At 42.7% G+C, this 18,955-nt stretch carries 15 protein-coding genes, 1 tRNA gene and 2 pseudogenes; 12 read left to right on the top strand and 6 right to left on the bottom strand.

Annotated elements, in window-relative coordinates; genetic code table 11:
• The first annotated feature begins 120 nt into the window (after window positions 1-120).
• Together B3J29_RS01260 and B3J29_RS01255 are read left to right on the top strand one after the other, a co-directional pair.
• Window positions 121-196 (top strand) — tRNA-Val (locus B3J29_RS01260).
• 70 nt (window positions 197-266) lie between these two features.
• Window positions 267-728 (top strand): DUF2750 domain-containing protein, encoded by a 462-nt coding sequence (locus tag B3J29_RS01255; protein ID WP_175968027.1) that lies wholly within the window; start codon window positions 267-269, stop codon window positions 726-728.
• Between the two features lie 17 nt (window positions 729-745).
• Here the strand turns inward: B3J29_RS01255 and B3J29_RS01250 are convergent, their stop codons facing one another.
• The 4 genes from B3J29_RS01250 to yccS form a co-directional block, all read right to left on the bottom strand.
• Complete coding sequence (locus B3J29_RS01250; protein ID WP_034170200.1) at window positions 746-1,540, bottom strand: YdcF family protein; 795 nt, start codon at window positions 1,538-1,540, stop codon at window positions 746-748.
• Between the two features lie 97 nt (window positions 1,541-1,637).
• Complete coding sequence (locus B3J29_RS01245) at window positions 1,638-4,295, bottom strand: PepSY domain-containing protein (RefSeq protein WP_175968026.1); 2,658 nt, start codon at window positions 4,293-4,295, stop codon at window positions 1,638-1,640.
• Between the two features lie 184 nt (window positions 4,296-4,479).
• Window positions 4,480-5,040, bottom strand: a complete 561-nt coding sequence (locus B3J29_RS01240; protein WP_034170122.1) for a YcxB family protein — start codon at window positions 5,038-5,040, stop codon at window positions 4,480-4,482.
• Window positions 5,041-5,125: 85 nt separating this feature from the next.
• Window positions 5,126-7,300, bottom strand: a complete 2,175-nt coding sequence (gene yccS, locus B3J29_RS01235) for a YccS family putative transporter (RefSeq protein WP_175968025.1) — start codon at window positions 7,298-7,300, stop codon at window positions 5,126-5,128.
• A gap of 145 nt (window positions 7,301-7,445) precedes the next feature.
• On the opposite strand from yccS, the gene B3J29_RS01230 reads away from it, so the two are divergent.
• A complete protein-coding gene (locus tag B3J29_RS01230; protein ID WP_175968024.1) occupies window positions 7,446-8,657 on the top strand; it encodes a multidrug effflux MFS transporter in 1,212 nt (403 codons plus the stop codon).
• Window positions 8,658-8,736: 79 nt separating this feature from the next.
• On the opposite strand, the gene B3J29_RS01225 is transcribed toward B3J29_RS01230, so the two are convergent.
• Window positions 8,737-9,444 carry a nitroreductase gene (locus tag B3J29_RS01225; RefSeq protein ID WP_175968023.1) on the bottom strand — a complete coding sequence of 236 codons (708 nt, stop codon included), beginning with the start codon at window positions 9,442-9,444 and terminating at the stop codon, window positions 8,737-8,739.
• A 926-nt stretch (window positions 9,445-10,370) separates the two neighbouring features.
• Between B3J29_RS01225 and gltS the strand changes: the two genes are divergently transcribed.
• The gene (gene gltS, locus B3J29_RS01220; RefSeq protein ID WP_034170126.1) at window positions 10,371-11,609 is read left to right on the top strand and encodes a sodium/glutamate symporter; all 1,239 of its coding nucleotides are present in this window, start codon (window positions 10,371-10,373) and stop codon (window positions 11,607-11,609) included.
• 42 nt (window positions 11,610-11,651) lie between these two features.
• On the top strand, window positions 11,652-13,127 hold the full coding sequence (locus B3J29_RS01215) for an alanine/glycine:cation symporter family protein (protein ID WP_175968021.1): 1,476 nt from the start codon (window positions 11,652-11,654) through the stop codon (window positions 13,125-13,127).
• Window positions 13,128-13,180: 53 nt separating this feature from the next.
• Here the strand turns inward: B3J29_RS01215 and chrA are convergent, their stop codons facing one another.
• Complete coding sequence (gene chrA, locus B3J29_RS01210; RefSeq protein WP_034170128.1) at window positions 13,181-14,395, bottom strand: chromate efflux transporter; 1,215 nt, start codon at window positions 14,393-14,395, stop codon at window positions 13,181-13,183.
• 121 nt (window positions 14,396-14,516) lie between these two features.
• Here chrA and B3J29_RS01205 point away from each other — a divergent pair, with 121 nt between their 5' ends.
• The 7 genes and pseudogenes from B3J29_RS01205 (at window position 14,517) to B3J29_RS01175 (ending at window position 18,940) form a co-directional block, all read left to right on the top strand.
• Complete coding sequence (locus tag B3J29_RS01205) at window positions 14,517-15,512, top strand: patatin-like phospholipase family protein (protein ID WP_005236978.1); 996 nt, start codon at window positions 14,517-14,519, stop codon at window positions 15,510-15,512.
• A 334-nt stretch (window positions 15,513-15,846) separates the two neighbouring features.
• Window positions 15,847-16,023, top strand: a complete 177-nt coding sequence (locus B3J29_RS01200; RefSeq protein WP_162835329.1) for a hypothetical protein — start codon at window positions 15,847-15,849, stop codon at window positions 16,021-16,023.
• Between the two features lie 315 nt (window positions 16,024-16,338).
• Window positions 16,339-16,860: an acyl-CoA thioesterase gene (locus tag B3J29_RS01195; protein WP_004784949.1), complete on the top strand. Its 522-nt coding sequence runs from the start codon at window positions 16,339-16,341 to the stop codon at window positions 16,858-16,860.
• 141 nt (window positions 16,861-17,001) lie between these two features.
• The gene (locus tag B3J29_RS01190) at window positions 17,002-17,565 is read left to right on the top strand and encodes a TetR/AcrR family transcriptional regulator (RefSeq protein ID WP_034581092.1); all 564 of its coding nucleotides are present in this window, start codon (window positions 17,002-17,004) and stop codon (window positions 17,563-17,565) included.
• A 40-nt stretch (window positions 17,566-17,605) separates the two neighbouring features.
• Window positions 17,606-18,022 (top strand): annotated as a pseudogene (locus B3J29_RS01185) (MFS transporter); the annotation flags it as partial.
• Window positions 18,014-18,211 (top strand): annotated as a pseudogene (locus B3J29_RS01180) (RpiR family transcriptional regulator); the annotation flags it as partial. The pseudogenes B3J29_RS01185 and B3J29_RS01180, both read left to right, overlap by 9 nt.
• 123 nt (window positions 18,212-18,334) lie before the next feature.
• On the top strand, window positions 18,335-18,940 hold the full coding sequence (locus tag B3J29_RS01175) for a glutathione S-transferase family protein (protein ID WP_034170130.1): 606 nt from the start codon (window positions 18,335-18,337) through the stop codon (window positions 18,938-18,940).
• Window positions 18,941-18,955: the final 15 nt, after the last annotated feature.

Raw genomic sequence — 18,955 nt, 5'->3', positions numbered from 1 at the left:
AGTCCCGTCCGCTGCGCCATTTTTCATTCCCTGATGTGGAAAATGTGAATCAAAATTCAAGACTACGCGCTTCGCTTGTCTTGCATCATAAAAAATAACGATGTTATTTTTTACTCTTCAGGGCGCTTAGCTCAGTTGGTAGAGCGTCTGCCTTACAAGCAGAATGTCGGCGGTTCGATCCCGTCAGCGCCCACCATATCTTTCTTGCCTAAATCCTGAATATTTCATAGAATTCGAAGTCTATAATAATTTGAAGATTTCAGACTATGAGAAATCCATATCAGCGCAAGGCAGCGATCAAATCGCAAAATACCGCCTACGATCCGCTACAAGTTTATAAAAATTTTATTGAAGCTATTGTTACCCAAGGTGGCATTTTTGCACTTTACCAAGAGGGTTGGGCTTTGTGTGCCACGCCGACAGGACAGCGTGCTTTCGCGACCTGGCAAAGCAAAGGTCTGGCCAGACTACTCATTAAAGATAACTGGGCCAATTACCAGGTTCAGGAAATTACCCTCAAAGATTTTGTTGAAAAGGTCATTCCTTTCTTACGTCAGGAAAGTACTATCGTGTCACTGGATCTAACACCAGAAGGGCAAAATATTCTGGTTGCGCCTGAAAAGCTTTTGCTGGATCTTAAAAATTACCTATATCAGGTCTATGTACAGAAACCTGAACTATTCAAAAATCCAGCGATCCCTTCACCAAGGCATATCCGTTTAAATTAACTTAGTGTTTAAGTCACTTATTTAAATAGTGAATATTCATTGAGAAGCCAACCACTCAAAAAGGCAAAATATTCTCTTAACCAGGAGCTATAGCGCAGATAAAGAGGAGTGTTGGCACTCAAACTAATCACTTGCTGATAACCTTGGTGTCTGGCAATGGCACGAGCACGGGGGCTATGAAAATCACTGGTTGCAATCGCAATCGGATCATTTTGACTTATATTGTATTGTTCCAATATCACTTGAGAATACATCATGTTTTGAGCAGTACTTCTGCTTCGATCTTCAAGTTGAATAAGGTTGATGAGTTCTGGATAGGTAGTGTTGATATAGTGCTGCATGACTTCAGCTTCACTTTGCCTTTCCCGATAATTACGCCCACCTGTCATAATTATTAAAGTATCTGGATAGTATGCTGCATATTTTGCTGCAGTATCCAGACGGCTTTTTAAGATGGGTGACGGCTGTCCATTCGAAATCCCGCTGCCTAAAACCAGAATAGCGGCAGGAGACTGTGTAGATTCGTTTGTATGAATAGACATCTGGATATAAGCGAAGAAAACCACGACACTGATCATCCAGAGCAAAAATCCGGCCCAGAGGCTGTTCCAGAACCAGGTTCTAAATCTGGAATGCTGTTTCCAGCGTTGAATGTTTGAAAAGAGTAAAACATACAGAACCAATGCTATGCTAATGAAAATTGGCAAAAGAACACCGAAATGTCTTTGTCCCTGACTCATTAACCAGAGGCTGTTTATGCCAAGGATCAAACCAAAGATCAGGCTGAGATTTCGTTTAAGTGGGCTGGATATTCGAATACTCATATTTTTATTTATCTTTTTATCTTTTCTTCTATCTTATTAATAAACAACCGGGCATGAAGCCCGGTCTTTTGTAGATCAGCTAGTTTTAATATACATCACGACGATAACGACCATCCAGACGTAATTGATCTACTGTGCTTTCACCGAGAATTTCAATCAGAGCCTGATCGACATCGCTGGCCATGCCATTAATGCTACCACATACATAAATCACGGCACCTTGAGCGACCCAGAGTTTCAATTCTTCAGCTTGCTCACGCAATTTATGATGCACATAAACTTTTTCCTGCTGGTCACGAGAGAAAGCAAGATCCAGTCGTTTTAATGTACCCATTTGCAGCCAGGCCTGAATGGTTTCTTCAAAGAAGAAATCATGGGCACGCTGACGTTCACCAAAAATGAGCCAGTTCTGAGTATAGTCCTGACGGTTACGCACACTCAGCAAGCTCATCAAACCTGCGATCCCCGTACCATTACCAATACAAATAATCGGGCGGTTATCAGCAATCAGATGGAAAGATTCATTCTTGCGAATACGCAGGGCAATCGGTGAATTTAGGGCAGTATGCTGTGTTAACCAGCCTGAGCCTAAACCTAACTGACCTTGCGCATCAGATTGCTGACGTACGACCAGACGTAACACTTGCTGACTTGGAATACTGGCGATTGAATATTCACGTGTAGCCAGAGCCGGCAATTGCTGTAATAGCTCATCTACTGAATCAAAAGGATCAACCTGAGTTAGGTCACGATCCCAAAGTGCCTGTTCGATACTTTGCTTCAGAGAAGGTACCTGTGTACCCGCGGCAATACGGTATTTCTCCATAAATGCACGGATACGTTCAGGGCTGTTTCCTGGTTGGATTTCGGCAATATCACCTGCTTGCCAGACAGCTTCATGCTGTGGAACCAGTTCAATATTGAACGCAGGCGCACCCAGACTATCTGGATTCAGCAATTCACGTTTGCTCAAAGTCCATTGATCGAAGGTTTTATCGATACCCATATCCTGCAACTCAAACTGGGTCACATGTGCAAGGGCATTGGTCCATTGCTGGATATGCTCATTATTGGCATTATCCACTTCGATGGTCTTGAAGAGCTGCTTGGCACCATTCTGCTGTAACCACTGGTCGATCCGATGACCAAAGCTGCAATAGGTATCAGGATATTCCTGGGAGCCTAGAGCCAAAACTGCATAATTGAGATGGCTGAGATCTGCTTTGGTAGACAGAATTTTCTTTTCGAAAGATGAAGCCAGGTCAGGCGCTTCACCTGTGCCATAAGTACTGGCTACAAATAAAACCTGTTCTGCCTGTTGCAGGTCTGCAAGGCTTAACTGTTGTACTGCTTTAACGCTGACAGGTTGACGTGCTTCCTGTAAGGCAGTGGCCGTGCGCCATGCCAGTTGTTCAGAGACACCTGTTTGTGAGGCATACGTAATCAGCCAAGGCTTAGCATTTGGATCCAAAGGCAGGGCAGTTGTGCCTTGGCGTGCAGCCAGAGTAAGTTTTTTCTGCTTGCGACGTTTCAGATAGAGCATCCAGCCGGTTATAAAGAAAAGTGGCATGAGCAGTGACGCGACCATGGCAAAGAACTGATAAATCGGACCAAAGAAGCTGCCACGGTGCACCGGTAGCATACTGCTCATGATCTTTTCATTCAGCTTTTTGTCTTCATACATTTCTACCGATGTAAAAGCTGCATCCTGATAGTTATAAGTAGCATTATTACGGGCACGCTCATGCTGAATTTCAACATCGGTAAAGCTGAGTTTTAATTCACCATCGGCTTTTTTAGGAATATTAAAAGTAACTGTTGAATATTTGTCATTGAATTCATTCTGGAAACCTGCCCAGCTCTTGTTCAATGCAGTAAGTAAAACGGTATCATCAACACCTTTCTCACGACCTTCACCGCGATTTTCGCGCTGACCTTCGCTTTGTGGACCGCGTTCGCCTGCACCTTCACCACGAGAACCACGTTGACCTTCACCACGTGATTCGCCAGCACTACGACCTTGTTCTTCACCACCACGGCCGCCTTGACCTTGCTGCATTTCAGGTTGTGGACGTTCTACACCCAGCACCTTGAACATACCATTGCGCCACCAGTCATAAGACCAGTACAGTCCGGTACACGCCAGGATCAGGTAAAAAATCACGACCCAGGTTCCAACAACCGCGTGCAGATCCCAGATAAAGTTACGACCTTTCAGTTGCGGCTTCACAGCTAGCCACTGCTTCACTGAATGGCGTTTTGGCCAGCGTAGGTAAAGACCCGACAAGACAAAGAAAATCAGCATCAGGGCACAGGCACCGGTAATCTGTTTACCGACGGGTCCTACAGTCAAATTACGATGTAGTTGCTGTACAAACTGGAAGAATTCACGACCTTTAATTTCAGGCAATACTTCAGCCGTGTAGGGGTTGACCATCATGTTATAACCACGACGTGCTCCCTCTTTTACAATATTGACCGTACTGGATGCACTTGGATCCTGTGCCACGGTAATACTGTTGATTTTCATTTCAGGGTTTTGAGTCTGGAAATGTTGATACAGTTGGGCAGGGCTAAGCTTGTCTTGCTCTTGAACCTGTACAGTATAACTGTCGCTATTCATCCATTTTAAGATTTGCGGCTCATAAGAATAAATAGCACCCGTGACTCCCATAATCGAGAGAATCAAACCTGCAGTAATCCCCAGAAACCAGTGGATTTGGAAAAATGTCTTTTTAAACATGATGGTCAGATTTATGGTGGTATGTGTAAAAGTAGGCAAATTATAACTGAAGAATTAGAACAAATTATAGATTATGATGATAATATTTATTCTCATTATCATTTGTGTCGATGAGTCGGATAAAAGATAGACATAAAAAAACCTCCATGTCGAAACAGGAGGTCTTTCAAAACCGGGATGTGTCTTAGATTTCTTTTGGCGCGCCCACTTCTTCTTGCAGATGCTTGCGAATGGTCGAGAAAGAGAAGTTTTTACTGTCTAAACGTTTAGGCAGGATATAAGCACCTTGCTGACCTTTGACTTTAAAATTGATCAGCATGAATTCCGGCGTGTTATACCATTCATAGATGTCTTTCCAGCCAATAGCACCCACACCTTCCTGCATGCCCATTTTCTGGCGCATCACGATACCATGTGGCTGTACGCCCAGACGGATACCTTTAATTTCCTGTACCGGAAATTCATTCATCTTGCGTTTAACATACCATTCCAGACCAAAAGTACGGATCAGGTAATACAGTACTACACAGACAATCGCCACCCAGCAGATAACTGTTGAGTAGTTCTTGATCAGGATAATTCCCAGAATAGACAAGGCAACAATAGCACCCATGATCAGCCAAGCTTTCATACCAATTTTATTGGTACTACGCCAGATCATTAGCTGAGCATGACGCTGCTCAGCTTCTGAAATTTCATAGTTCACAGGCTGTAAGGTATAAGCGTATAAATTTTTCGCGGTCATAATGAAATTAACAGATTTAAAACTGTAAAAAGTTTAGCATTAATTATGCTGATTCAGTGAGTATATTGTTCCAAAATCAGCCAAATTATAATGAAGCCAATTCAGTAGCCTGTTCGTCACGTTCATGACTCAAACTCTGCTTTAACTGACTCAATTGCTTCAAGATACTAAACATTAAAGACAGTTGTTGCAAAATGATCAGTGGTTTCTGGTCTTCTTCCTGCTGTTGTGACAGACGCTGACGGATATTCTGGATCATATTCTGGGTGCTTAGGTCAGGGACCTCATCATAGAGCAGGGCACCACGAATATTTTCTAGGGCTCGGTCTAGTAAGTCCAGCACATCTTGATCCTGAATTTTTTCACGATGCGCACCCAGCGCGGCAATATAACTGATAAAAGTATGATTCAGGCACAGAAACTCAAAAGCCTGTGATTTTTGCACTGGATCAAAGTCAGGTTCAGTGGCCAAAGTCGAGATCAGTGAAGCCACTTCAGCATCGGCATTATGAGCTGCACGGCGTACCACGCGGTAGGTCAGACCATTATTTCGTCCAGACTTATACTGTTCAATCACTTCACTCAAGTAGTCACATTCTGCCTGCAGGCTACGGCTAATGCTGCGCGGCAAGCGACGGAATTTCCAATCCGGGAAGATAAAGCTCACGCCAAACCAGGCAATCGCACAGCCAATTAGAGTATCAATCATACGGGGGATAGCTGCGGTAAAACCCATGCCGTCCAGATTAAAGTTGATCAGGGCCAGAATGGTAATAAAGGCAGTGGCCTGTGCATACTGTTTACTGCGTAATTCAAAGAACAGAATCCCACTCAAAATTAGCAGTAATAATTGCCCTTCAACGGAAGGAATGAAGTACAGAATGGCATAACCTAAAAGAATACCTGCCAATGTTCCAACGATACGTAAACGTAAGCGACGCTTGGTAGCATTAAAATTAGGCTGGCTGACGAATAGTGCTGTAAGCAGAATCCAGTAACCATACTGAATATCGGTCAGCTGGACAAAGATATAGCTGATCAGCAGCACAATCGACAGGCGAATGGCATGACGGAACAACACCGATTCAGGTGTCAGATGCTGTTTGACCCGAATCTTGATATCTTCCCAGCCTTTCAGGTCGTCATCTTTGAGCTGGTTTTCAATATGTTTAGCACGATCAAATTTGATATTACGTTCAGTTTCCAGATTGCGTAACTGCGCATCAATGGATTTCAGGTTCTGGAATAAGGCAAATAGGGCATTGATCCAGACCTGATCATACTGCTGTTCTGTACGCAATTTTTCTAGGGACAATCTCAGGTTTTCAAAGGCATGTTTGAAGCGTTTATTATGTTTATAGGTTTTACGTTGCTGAATGCTTTCACTCAGGTCTTTACAGGCTTTACCCTGAATCGACAGGATGCGCTGAAAACGGAACAGAATGTCGCTATGTTCAAAAATTTTGGCCAGTTTCTGATAATCAATATGCGCAGAATCGGCACGCTCGTGAATATCTTGTGCCACAAAATAATATTGCAGGCTACGACGAGTATCTTTCTGACCCCGGTCACCTTTCAGGCGGGTCAAAAGGACAGTCTTCATTTCATTAAAAATTGAAATCAGTTTGCCATTTTCCAGTGATAGCTCGATCATACTTTGCTGATAACTTTTTGCCGTCATATCGACATCGAACAGATTCGATTTGGCGTAGAGGAAATCACCCAGTGAGGCATAGCATTTGGCCAGATTATCCTGTGCACGTCGCGCAGGGAACAGCAGGAAGCTCAATGTCGACAAAAAGCCATACCAGACCGCACCAATCAGCAGCAAGCTTGCCTGCTGATACCATCCATCAAATAGTTCAACCCCCAGCATGGAATAGACAGAAATCACCAGACAGCCATAGGAAATCGTGGCATAACGTCGACCAAGCGAGCCGAGCAGAATCAGGACAATACAAGAGACAATTAAGGCAGAAGCAAACAGCAGCGGATAAGGAAATAACAGATAGACTGTGACTGCGGTAATGAAGAAGCCTAAATAGGTATAGAACAGATTCAGGATACGCACGGAAAAGCGGTCATCAATATCACTTAAACCTGCGGCCACCACCCCAAGGGTGAGTGGAATAGTCATTAACTGCTGTCCCATGAAATAGGGAACAAAGGCAGTGCCTGCAAAAGCGATCAGCATACGCAGGTTATACATCAGGGTCGTATTATAAGTCGCGTGCTTAAGACGATTGAGCCAAGATTTCAACGGTGATCCTTTCTCTTGCAGTCTTTGCTGCAAGGCTGAATATACATATGAGAAAAAGTATATTTATAACTTTTAATTTCCATGTAAATCATACTATGCGCTATGTTAATTTGTCTGCCTACTACGCATTAAAATCTTTAATTACATGAACTCCAATTCGACAGCACCACGGCCTTATACCATGTACTGGATTATTTTGCTGGCTTCACTGACTGCACTTGGTTCTTTATCCATTGATATGTATCTCTCTGCCTTGCCCGAAATGGCAGCGGATTTTGGTGTCAGCACCCAGATGGTTTCCAATAGTCTGCCAGCTTATTTCCTTGGACTGGCGGTTGGGCAGTTGCTATATGGCCCGATCAGTGACCGGATTGGACGTAAGCCACCGCTTTATTTTGGATTGTGCCTGTATATTCTGGCAAGCCTGTTGTGTATGTTTGCACAGAATGAATGGAGCCTGATTGCAGCACGGGTATTACAAGCCTTAGGGGGATGTGTAGGTGTCGTGATTGCCCGAGCAACCATTCGTGATCGGCTGGATATGCAGGCGGCTGCACAGGCCTTTGCCAGCATGATGATTGTAACGACCATTGCACCGATTATTGCGCCAAGTCTCGGCGCATGGGTACTGATGTTCTTTGAGTGGAATATTATTTTCTTGGTGCTGATGGGCTGTGGTTTGTTTAGTGTGGTCTGTGTGCATTTTTTCTTTCAGGAAACCTTGCCTCCGGAACGCCGTCTTAAACTGAATTTGCAGCAGGTATTGAGTTTATACCGAACCATTTTTCAGGATGAGAGTTTCAGACGACCAATGCTGGTGGGTTGTTTTTCTGGGGCGGTGATGTTCTGCTATATCAGCGCTTCTTCAGCCATTCTGATGGATCATTATCATCTCACTGAACAGCAGTTTGCTTATGCTTTCGGGGGGAATGCTGTGGGAATCATGCTGTTCTCGACCATGAATAAGCATCTGGCCCAATATCTTTCAGTCTTAAGTCGCTTAAAACTAGGTGCCTCTTTACAGGGAATCGGTGTCCTAGCTTTACTGGTTTTAGGCTATCTGAACATTGAATCTGTTGTCCTGGTCATGGTGGCCTTATTTGTTGTTGTAGCCTCAATTGGTTTTGTGGGACCGAATGCGATGGCGCTGGCCATGGCAGAGCAGGGCGCACGTGCCGGAACCGCCAGTGCGATTATGGGTAGTATGCAATTTGCCTGCGGTTTGTTGGGCGGAGTTTTACTGAACTTTATGCTGTGGGATGCTTTATTCAATATGGCCTTGGTAATGGCGATCTTTGTGGTTATAGCCTTTAGATCTGTATTGAAATTAGAACTGCCTAGAGTTAAGCAGAGATAAGGAGCTGCAAGAACTCTATATCTCTGTCAGATGATCCAAGCAGCTCAAAGTTGATGCTTGGATCATGGCTTATCTAATTTTATTCTTCTACAAAAACGGCAAATTCCTCTACCGGAACACGTGGGGTAATAAAGGTATTTACGATATGGTCTGGATCTGCATAGCCCAGTGACATGCCACAGACCAGCTCTTCATCTTCACCTGCGCCCAATACATCCAGCACGATGCTATGAAAATGATTCCAGGCAGCCTGCGGACAGGTATCCAGACCACGCGCCTTGGCAGCCAGCATCACGTTTTGAATCATCATGGAAATATCCATTTTTGAACCTATGCCTAAATCTTTATGTAAGGTGAAGAATAGCCCCACTGGTGCATCAAATAATTCAAAATTACGCAGGTTCTGGCGTGCCATTTTCTCTTTTTCGCCTTTCTGGATATTCAGCAAACCATATAAGCTCCAGCCATTTTCACGACGTCGGTCGATATAAGGAGAGAACCATTGCTCGGGATAATAGGCAAAGGTTTCTTTATATTGCGCGGCCAGTGCTGGATTTTGATAAAGCTCCATTTGCGCCTGACAGACACGCTGTACCAGCTCCTCACGTTTTTTTCCCGTCAGCACATACACTTTCCATGGTTGGGTATTGGTCCCTGAAGGGGCGCGGCTGGCCACAGTCAAAATGTCTTTGAGCATGTCGGTACTGACCGGCGTATCCAGAAAAGCACGAACCGAATGCCGGGAAGTAATGGTTTGATCTACAGCATGAACGAGGTTTTGATCCATTCTAATTTCCAATCTCATATCCTTAATGATAGTGAACTGACTATAAACCAAACAAACCCTGTCGGGCAGGGGGAATTTTAGTTTCACAGTGAATTGTGATGATTAATAAAAATCACATGAATGAGAATGCACTTAGGAGATATAGGAGTTATATAAATAGCTTAAGAAATTTATTGAATGTTTAAACAAAATTGCTTTTAAACATGCAACCGATATTTTAGATGCTGATATCTTGAGCAATTAACATCGATGACTCTAACTATACAGAAAGTTAAGAGCAAAATAGAATGATTAAAATTCAATCTTAAAAATAAAATTAAATATCCATTTTTAGATTCAATTAATATTTTATTTCGATTAAAATTTAGGGGTAGTAAACTATAAAAAATAATAAGTTATACTTATTTTTTATATATTTGCTAACTATAGTTAATAAAAAACAATAAAACTTTATACAAAGAAACAGCATAATGTGCGACTTTTCAGTTGAATACATGCATTTTGAGGAAATAATGAAGATTGCATGGTCAAGCTCTATTTGAAATATCTTATTGCAAATGACTTGATGAACTCAGTAAGGTTAAAAGCACTCATGCAGCAATTCATGCTGGTTGAGAAGTAAAAAATATAGGTTGGATGTTATCGCTATAAGTTGCACGCTGAGATGAATTTACGCATCTGGCGTAGCTTATGCAATCAGCAAAAGGCCGTTTTTCGCTTTTATAAATCTCTCACTGAATATGATCATCACGATGATATTCATAAGTTTGAAACAGATGCGGAATGCTTTGTTGATTCTAAAGGCGATAGATGAATGGAAAAGATGACAATTACATGGGGTTATGTAAGGTTTTCTTCTGTAAAAATGAATCGCAACACGACTTTTAGAATGACAAAAATTCAGAACCATCTTGGACAAAAAAATTATGGATTTTACTTTTAACGCATTTTATACCCTGATCGCTGCAGTAATTGTTCTATTACTGGGCCGGTTTCTGGTGGATAAAATCGATTTTTTAAAACGTTACAACATTCCTGAACCTGTTGCAGGTGGTCTGGTTGCAGCGGTTATCTCTCTGCTGGTTCATTCGTTCTGGGGCTATAGCATTACCACGAGCGCGGAACTGCAAACCAGTTTTATGCTGATTTTCTTTGCGTCAATCGGTCTGAGTGCGAACTTCGCCAAATTACGTGAAGGTGGGATCGGACTGGTGATCTTCCTGGTTGCCATCTCGGCATTTATTGCACTACAAAATGCAGTCGGCATGGGCTTGGCAAGTTTACTGGGTATTGACCCTCTGATCGGTCTAATTGCCGGCTCGATTACGCTGACTGGTGGACATGGAACTGCTGGCGCTTGGGGTGAAATTCTTGAGGTTGAGCACGGTATTCAAGGTGCTTTGGCGCTCGGTATGGCAAGTGCGACCTTTGGTCTGATTATTGGGGGAATTATCGGTGGGCCTTTGGCAAAACTGTTGATTAACCGTCATAATCTTGCTGTGGCCCGTACCGATCAGCAAATCGAAAAACGTGACAACACGCCAATGGACAGCACGACAGATGAATATGTGCAATTTGAATATCCACATCGTGTTCGTCTGATCACCGCCGATAATGCCATTACCACACTTGGTTTGTTTGCAGGCTGTTTGGCATTTGCGGAGCTGATGACTGGCTTCAGTAAAGATACAGTATTTGAACTGCCAACATTTGTATGGGCACTGGCAGGCGGCGTGATTCTGCGTAACGTGCTGGAAGGCATCCTGAAAATCCAGATCTTCGACCGTGCAATTGATGTTTTTGGTAATGCTTCATTGTCGCTTTATCTAGCCATGGCACTACTGTCATTAAAATTATGGCAACTGGCGGATCTGGCAGGACCATTGATGGTGATTCTAGGTGCGCAAACTCTCACGATGGCTTTATATGCAGCATTTGTGACTTTCCGGGTGATGGGTAAAAACTACGATGCCGCAGTATTGGCTGCAGGTCACTGTGGTTTCGGGATGGGTGCAACCCCAACGGCTGTCGCCAATATGCAGGCGATTACCAATATGTATGGCGCTTCGCATAAAGCCTTCCTGATCGTTCCATTATGTGGTGCTTTCTTCGTTGACTTGATTAATGCCACGATCATCCAGATGATCTTGAAATTTTTCGTCTAATTTTAGGCTTGATAATGAGTCATAAGCTCATAAGGATATGACATGAATGATCAGCTAAATGAAACCTTACTGGACTGGGTCAATGCCTTAAATGGTCCACTCTGGGACTTTTTAGTGGTATTCCTGGTCGCAGTCGGTATTTTGTATACGATCATGACCGGTGCCGTACAAATCCGTTTGTTCTGGCACAGTATGAAAGTCATGAAACGTAGTCGTGGCAAGGTCGAAGACGATCATGGTATTACGCCGTTTCAGGCTTTTGTTACAGGTCTGGCTAGCCGGGTTGGTGTGGGTAATGTTGCTGGTGTCGCTATTGCGATTGCTGTCGGTGGTCCGGGTGCAGTGTTCTGGATGTGGTTTACTGCATTTCTGGGAATGAGTTCTGCTTTTGTAGAATCGTCATTAGCACAGTTGTTTAAAGTCCGGGATAACAAGAACCAGCAATTCCGCGGTGGACCAGCGTATTACATTACTCAAGGTCTTAAACAGAAATGGTTGGGAATTGTCTTTGCCATTGCGCTGATTACAACCTACGGTTTTGTGTTTAATGCTGTGCAGGCCAATGCCATTACGGGTGCAACCTCACATGCCTGGGGCTGGAATGAAACCAATCTGATGTTGCCATTAGGCGGCTTCGATCTGGAAATTTCCTGGATTGGTCTGGTCTTGGTCTTGATTACGGCCATGATTATTTTTGGCGGGATCAAGCGGATTGCCAAAGTTGCTGAAGGGGTAGTGCCTTTCATGGCAGTTCTTTACCTGGCTGTTGCTTTATATATCGCCGTCATCAATTACGATATGTTGCCGTCTATTTTCCAGCTGATCTTTAGCAAAGCATTTGAGTTTGAAGCAGCGGCTGGCGGTTTCTTCGGTGCCATGATCTCGATGGCCATGATGATGGGGATTAAGCGCGGTTTATTCTCGAACGAAGCGGGGATGGGTTCAGCACCGAATGCGGCAGCTGCCTCTGACGTGAAACATCCGGTGAATCAGGGTCTGGTTCAAATGCTTGGCGTATTTGTAGATACCTTCGTCGTATGTTCATGTACCGCTATCATTATTTTAGTCTCTGGCCTATATGAAAATGCCGGTTTTGAAGGTGTAACCTTGACCCAGATGGCGCTTGAAAGCCAGATTGGTGCTTGGGGTGATGACTTCCTGGCCTTGATCCTATTCCTGTTCGCCTATTCTTCTATTATTGGTAACTATGCCTATGCAGAAGGAAATATTCAGTTCATCAATAATAACAGTAAGGTCATGTTTACTTTCCGATTGCTGGTATTGTTTATGGTGTATTTCGGCTCGATTGCCAGTGTGCCGTTGATCTGGAATATGGCGGATCTGTTCATGGGTGTCATGGCTAGTATCAACCTGATTGCGATTGTGCTGCTGATGCCATTTATTTTGATGCTGCTCAAGGACTATACCGGTCAGCTGAAACGTGGCATCGAGCAACCAGAGTTTAAACTCGATGATCATCCGAAATTTAAAGATAAAGTTAAATCAGATATCTGGTAAGACTTGAGCAAAAAGCCCCGACTGGTTCGGGGCTTTTTTATGAGCTTAAATTATTAGAATGACACAAAATTAAGATAGCTTTGATATAGGATAAAGCCAGCAATCAGGCTGAACCAGACTGGTAATTTCGAGCGTAACAGTAAAATCATCACGATGACAAAAACCAGATCAGACCAGGAACGAAAATATGCCTGAGAGAGATCAATCAGCAAATATAAAAGCAGTCCGACGACTGCCGCATTAATCCCGCTCACTGCCTGAAAAATAATACCTCGCTGCATTAACCATGACCAATAAGGCAAAGTAGCAAAAATCAGAAAAAATGAAGGCAGGAAAATAGCGCAGGTTGCTAACAGTGCATTAATCCAGGGTGAGCCTGTCCAAGGCAACAGAGCACCGACATAGCTGGCAAAACTAAACAATGGACCCGGCATCAATTGAGCAAATGCATAACCTAGATCGAAAGATTGGGGCGAAAGTAAATTGGTCGTCACAAAGTCCTGATGCAGCAAAGGCAGAATCACATGTCCACCACCAAAAACCAATGAGCCAGTTTGATAAAAATCAGCAAAAAAAGCGAGTTCAGGCCAAGAACCAGATTTGACTAGTATAGGAATCAGGAAAAAGGGCAGTATAAATGCGATGAACCAGTAAGGTGAGTGACGTGGCCGAATATAGCTTGAGTGAATGATAGATGAATTTGAAGCAGGCTTATTTTCCTGAGGAGAATTAGAAAATTTTGCCATTACAAGGCCAAAAACTGCCCCTAAAATAATGACTAATAGCTGATTCAAACTGATACTAATGAAGCTCAGGATCAGGACTGAAATCAAGACCAGTACATACTGCCAGATGCTCTTGCAGAAACTGTTAAGCATTTGCCAGAATGCCCAGACGATTACAGAAAAAACGATCAATTGAATGCTATGAAAGCTGTTTGAGTTTAGAATATGGAAATAGTGCTGACCGAGTACTGCGATCAAGCTCATCAAAAGCGCTGAAGGCAGGGTAAATCCAAGCCAAGCCACGAATGCCCCAGCATAACCCCTCTGCAGATAGCCAATTGAAAGGCCTACCTGACTGCTGCTGGGGCCGGGCAAAAGCTGCGCTAATGCAATCAGCTGGCCATATTGTGTCGTATTTAACCACTGTAACTGGTCGACAAATTTACGGTGAAAAAACACCAGATGCGCTGCCGGTCCACCGAATGCCATACAGCCCAGTTGCAGGAAAGTGAGAAAGATCCGGTACATTGAAGGTGTATTCATACAGTGGCTGAAAATTGAAAGACATTAGTGCAACTGTATGACAGTTTTACGAAATTCTACAGATTATTTAAGCATGTGTTTATACACTATGCTGCTTTAACAAAATGAGGACGTGCTCTGCATGCAGAAATATGTACTGAGTATATTGGCGATGACAATGATAGGCCTGAGTGGCTGCCAAACGACATCCGGTTTAAATCAACCTAACTCTAGTCATATTAAATCTGCCAGTTCAATAGCAGAAGCCCAAGCACGCCCAAACCAGATCAATTTCCACAAGATCAAGCAAACAGAAAACCGTCCGGTGATTGCACTTGTTCTTGGCAGTGGCGGTGCGCGTGGCTATGCGCATATCGGTGCAATTGAAGTGTTGGAGCAGGCAGGCATACAACCTGACTTTATTGTGGGAACCAGTGCCGGCAGTATCGTAGGTTCCATTTATGCCAGTGGTAAACCGGCGATTGAACTGCGTAATATTGCGTTAAGCATGAAAGCGACTGACGTCCGCGACATCAAGCTGGACCCTAAAGGTTTTTTTGATGGCAAAAAAGTCGAAAATTATGTGAATTTGCAAGTGGATCAAACGCCTTTGCAAGCCATGAAAATCCCGATGTTTGTGGTAGCCACAGCCTTGAAAGAGGGCAAGCGGGTAGTCTTCAATTATGGTAATACCGGTCAAGCAGTACGTGCATCCGTTTCTATTCCAAGCATGTTTATTCCGACTGTCATCCAGAAAAAAGAATATGTGGATGGAGGGTTAGTCAGTCCAGTGCCAGTTAAAGTAGCTCGTGAGCTGGGCGCTGATATTGTGATTGCTGTCGATATTTTGGCGCAGCCAATCCATACTGAAACCACTAATGTCTGGGGTCTATTCAACCAGAACATCAATATCATGCAGCAACGTTTAGCTTCTGAGGAACTGCAATATGCCGATGTAGTGATTCAGCCAGACTTACGCGAAAAAGGTCATATTTTTGATGTGCGTGGCAGGGAGCTGACCATGGACGCTGGCATCGAGGCAGCTAAACTCAAGCTACCAGAGATTGCTCAGGCCTATCAGAAGCATAATTACAGTCAGGGTCATCAGATTCCATTGCTCTTGGCTCAGCAACAATAGTTTGCTCTAAGATTTTTAATAAAATATTTATTTTTCATAAAGATGTATAAAAATATTTACCTCTTTTCTCATGTAGATGAAAAGCGGCTCATTTTTGCTCATCGTTTTTAGAGATGAGCTGATGTTTTCTACCTATTGAAAGTCACTTAAAGCCCGAGTTTCAATTGGAAATAAATATTTGAATTATAAAAATATAGTGATTTTATAAATATATTTTAAGGCTATTTTTTTGATTTTAACAAAATTATTCACAGACTTAAGTTAAACAACTGTTCAAAAGCTTAGAAGATCATGACAGAATAAAAATTGATAGATTAATAAATGTAAAAGCCATATGAATCACATCGAAATTGGCCAGCAAGTCACATTAGCTCAGTTTGAAAATACAATTTTTACTGTAACTAAAGTTCATCCCGATGGTTCTTTTACCGTTGAAACTATATTGCATGGCCAGCAGACTTTAAGTTATGAAAATGTGGCGCGAGAAATGTTGAGACAGGTGCCTGCTTAATTCGAGATTATTTTTTGTTAATGCATGCAGTTCTCTTAAATCGAGTTCTGCATGCTTAATAAATAATCTCTTAATTGCAGTGCATTGATTCAAGAAAATAATTTACTAGATAAATTCCTGTTTATTTTATAGTTACTGAAAATAACTTTCTGATGATTTTTATGGATCTTCAGAGGAATATCTTTTTTTTTGTATGGAGAAAAATTTCATATCAAGAATTATGATGTTTATTTGCCGAATTGAACATTTTATTTAGACCAAAAACGCTATAATAATGGTCTATATCATTGTCATTCAAAGAGTTCAGAGAAAACGATGGCCCCTTTAGATCAAATTGCAACAGCATCGGATGACCAGTCAGAGTTAACGATGTCGGTCCTTATGACGCCAGATATGGCGAACTTTTCAGGAAATGTACATGGTGGAACAATTCTGAAATTATTGGATCAGGTTGCTTATGCTTGTGCGAGTCGCTATTCGGGTAGTTATGTCGTAACCTTGTCTGTAGACAAAGTAAATTTCAAAGAACCAATTCATGTCGGTGAGCTGGTGACTTTCCTGGCAAGTGTGAACCATGTAGGTCGTACTTCAATGGAAATCGGTATTCGTGTAGAAGCACAAAATATTCAGAAACGTACTGTACGCCATACCAATAGTTGCTACTTCACGATGGTCGCTGTTGATGAAAATGGTAAGCCTAAACAGATTCCACCGCTGAATCTGGACAATGACTGGAAACGTTGCCGTTTTGAAGCGGCTGAACAACGTAAAGTTGCCCGTCTGCAGGAAAACCATCATCCTTCATGCAGCATCTATAAAAAATCAGCGCATAGTTAAGTACTAAACTTAATTCGTTTATTAAAGAGGCCTTCAATGTGAGGCCTTTTTTTTGCCTAAAAAATCATTCAACTTTGGTTTAAGCTTCTTTTTTAATCCAATATGAAACGATACGTATCGTTTCGTTTTTTGGTTTTAAGCATGAGTGAAGAAGAAAAATGTTCACGGCGTCAGCACAGTATTCTGCAAGCAGTTTCGGATGCACTAGCAGAAGGTGAATATCATCAGCTAACAATAGAAGATGTGGCTGCACGGGCAGGGGTTGGCAAATCTACGATTTACCGCTGGTGGAAACATAAATCTGAACTGGTACTGGATGCTTTCAAGCAGCGTACAGCAGGGGTATTTGAACTGGATGCTTCACAGAGCCTGCGTAGTAATCTGGTTCAACAGCTAACTTTGCTAGTTCAAGCGCTTAATCATCCGGTAGGCCGTGCTTTGCTGGTCGTTATGGCCAATCATCGGGAGCTGGCTGCAGACTTTTTTCAGCAATATCTATTACCACGACGAAAACAAACCCATCAATTGATTCAACAGGCCATTCAACGTGGAGAATTACGTGCGGATTATCCTTTTGATCTGATGCTGGACACTTTATATGGGCCGATTCATTACCAGATCATTTTCTTCAACCGCATGCCGGATGATCAATATATCCAGAATCTGGTAGATATGGCCTTAAGCCCAGCTTTGATTTCTCCCTGAGTTTAGTCAATTCTTAAATTTATTTTAAAAGTTGCGTGTTATGTCTGCTAGTCCTGAGCGCTTATGGAATCGCTCCTTTGTTCTGTGTTTATTGAACAATCTGTTCCTGTTTATCTATTACTTTGCCTTACTGACCATTCTGCCAGTTTATATCATGAAAGATCTGGGCGGATCAGTCAAAGAAGCAGGTTTGGCTTTGACCCTGTTCTTAGTGTCATCAATTGCCGTTCGACCTTTTTCAGGCATGAGCATTGAGAAACTCGGCAAGAAATTGGCAATGCGCGGAGCCGGAGTTATTTTTGCCTTGTTTGCCTTTAGTTATCTGCTAGTCGACAGCATGTGGTCATTATTGGCAGTACGTTTCTTACATGGGATCTGGTTCAGCATCCTAACGACGGTCACCGTCCCTGTCGCGAATGAGTTTATTCCGGAATCTCGTAAGGGTGAGGGCATGGGGGTTGGCTGGAGTCTGGTACCCGCTTATGTGATTCCTTTACTCGGCGATAATATTGTGGTGAAGAAAACGCTGGAACCTTTACCGATGATTACTCTCTATGTCAGTTACCCTAAAAATAACCAGCATCCTGCGATTGAGCTGATTCTGAAAGTGCTCAAAGAAAAGTTTTGTGTAGACCTTTTTAAGTAAATTATTGATCTTCCATAAATGAAATGTGCTACAGAAATGATCTGTAGCACATGCTTTTTAATCGCAGAGGAAAATCGCTTTATACTAAAATTCAAAAAATAAGAAATCGGTTGAAGCAGAATGATGAAGCTCTGTAACAACCCTCGGTCACGCGGCATGACCTTGCTGCCCATCCTTAAAGAACTACAGATCGAAGACCAGCTTGAGCAGGTGGAAGTTCCCTATAAAGATATGCATCAACCTGAATATCTTCAGATCAATCCGATGGGCAAAGTCCCGTGTCTGGTTGATCAAGGCATCGTGATCTCAGAAATGGCCGCTATCATTATCTATCTGGCAGATAAATATCAGGACAAAGGGTTGGCGCCCGCTTTAGATGATCCCAAACGTGGTGCTTATTTAAAATGGATTTTCTTCTGTCATGGGCCACTGACTGAATATATCGATGTAAAAAATTTACAAGTATCTCAAGAACAGATTGAAAAGGTTCGAACCAGTTTAAGTTTTGGTAACGAAGCCGCGGTATTTGATTTTCTTAATCAGGGCTTGTCGCAGGCCAAGCCTTATCTTTTAGGTGAAAAAGTTTCTGCTGCAGATCTATATGTAGCCTATTGTCTGATCTTCGCAATTAGTACCGAAATTTTACCGCCTTTAGAAGAATTCAAACCTTTTCTCCAGCAGATGGCACGTCTTGGTTCTCTCAAAGATATTTCATGGTTTGAGCAATAATGGACTTAGCTTTTA

It is taken from the genome of Acinetobacter sp. UBA5984, assembly GCF_002429925.1.
GTDB lineage: Bacteria > Pseudomonadota > Gammaproteobacteria > Pseudomonadales > Moraxellaceae > Acinetobacter > Acinetobacter variabilis.
Note: the sequence above shows the minus strand (reverse complement) of the source record. Positions and strands in the feature narration are given on the sequence as shown.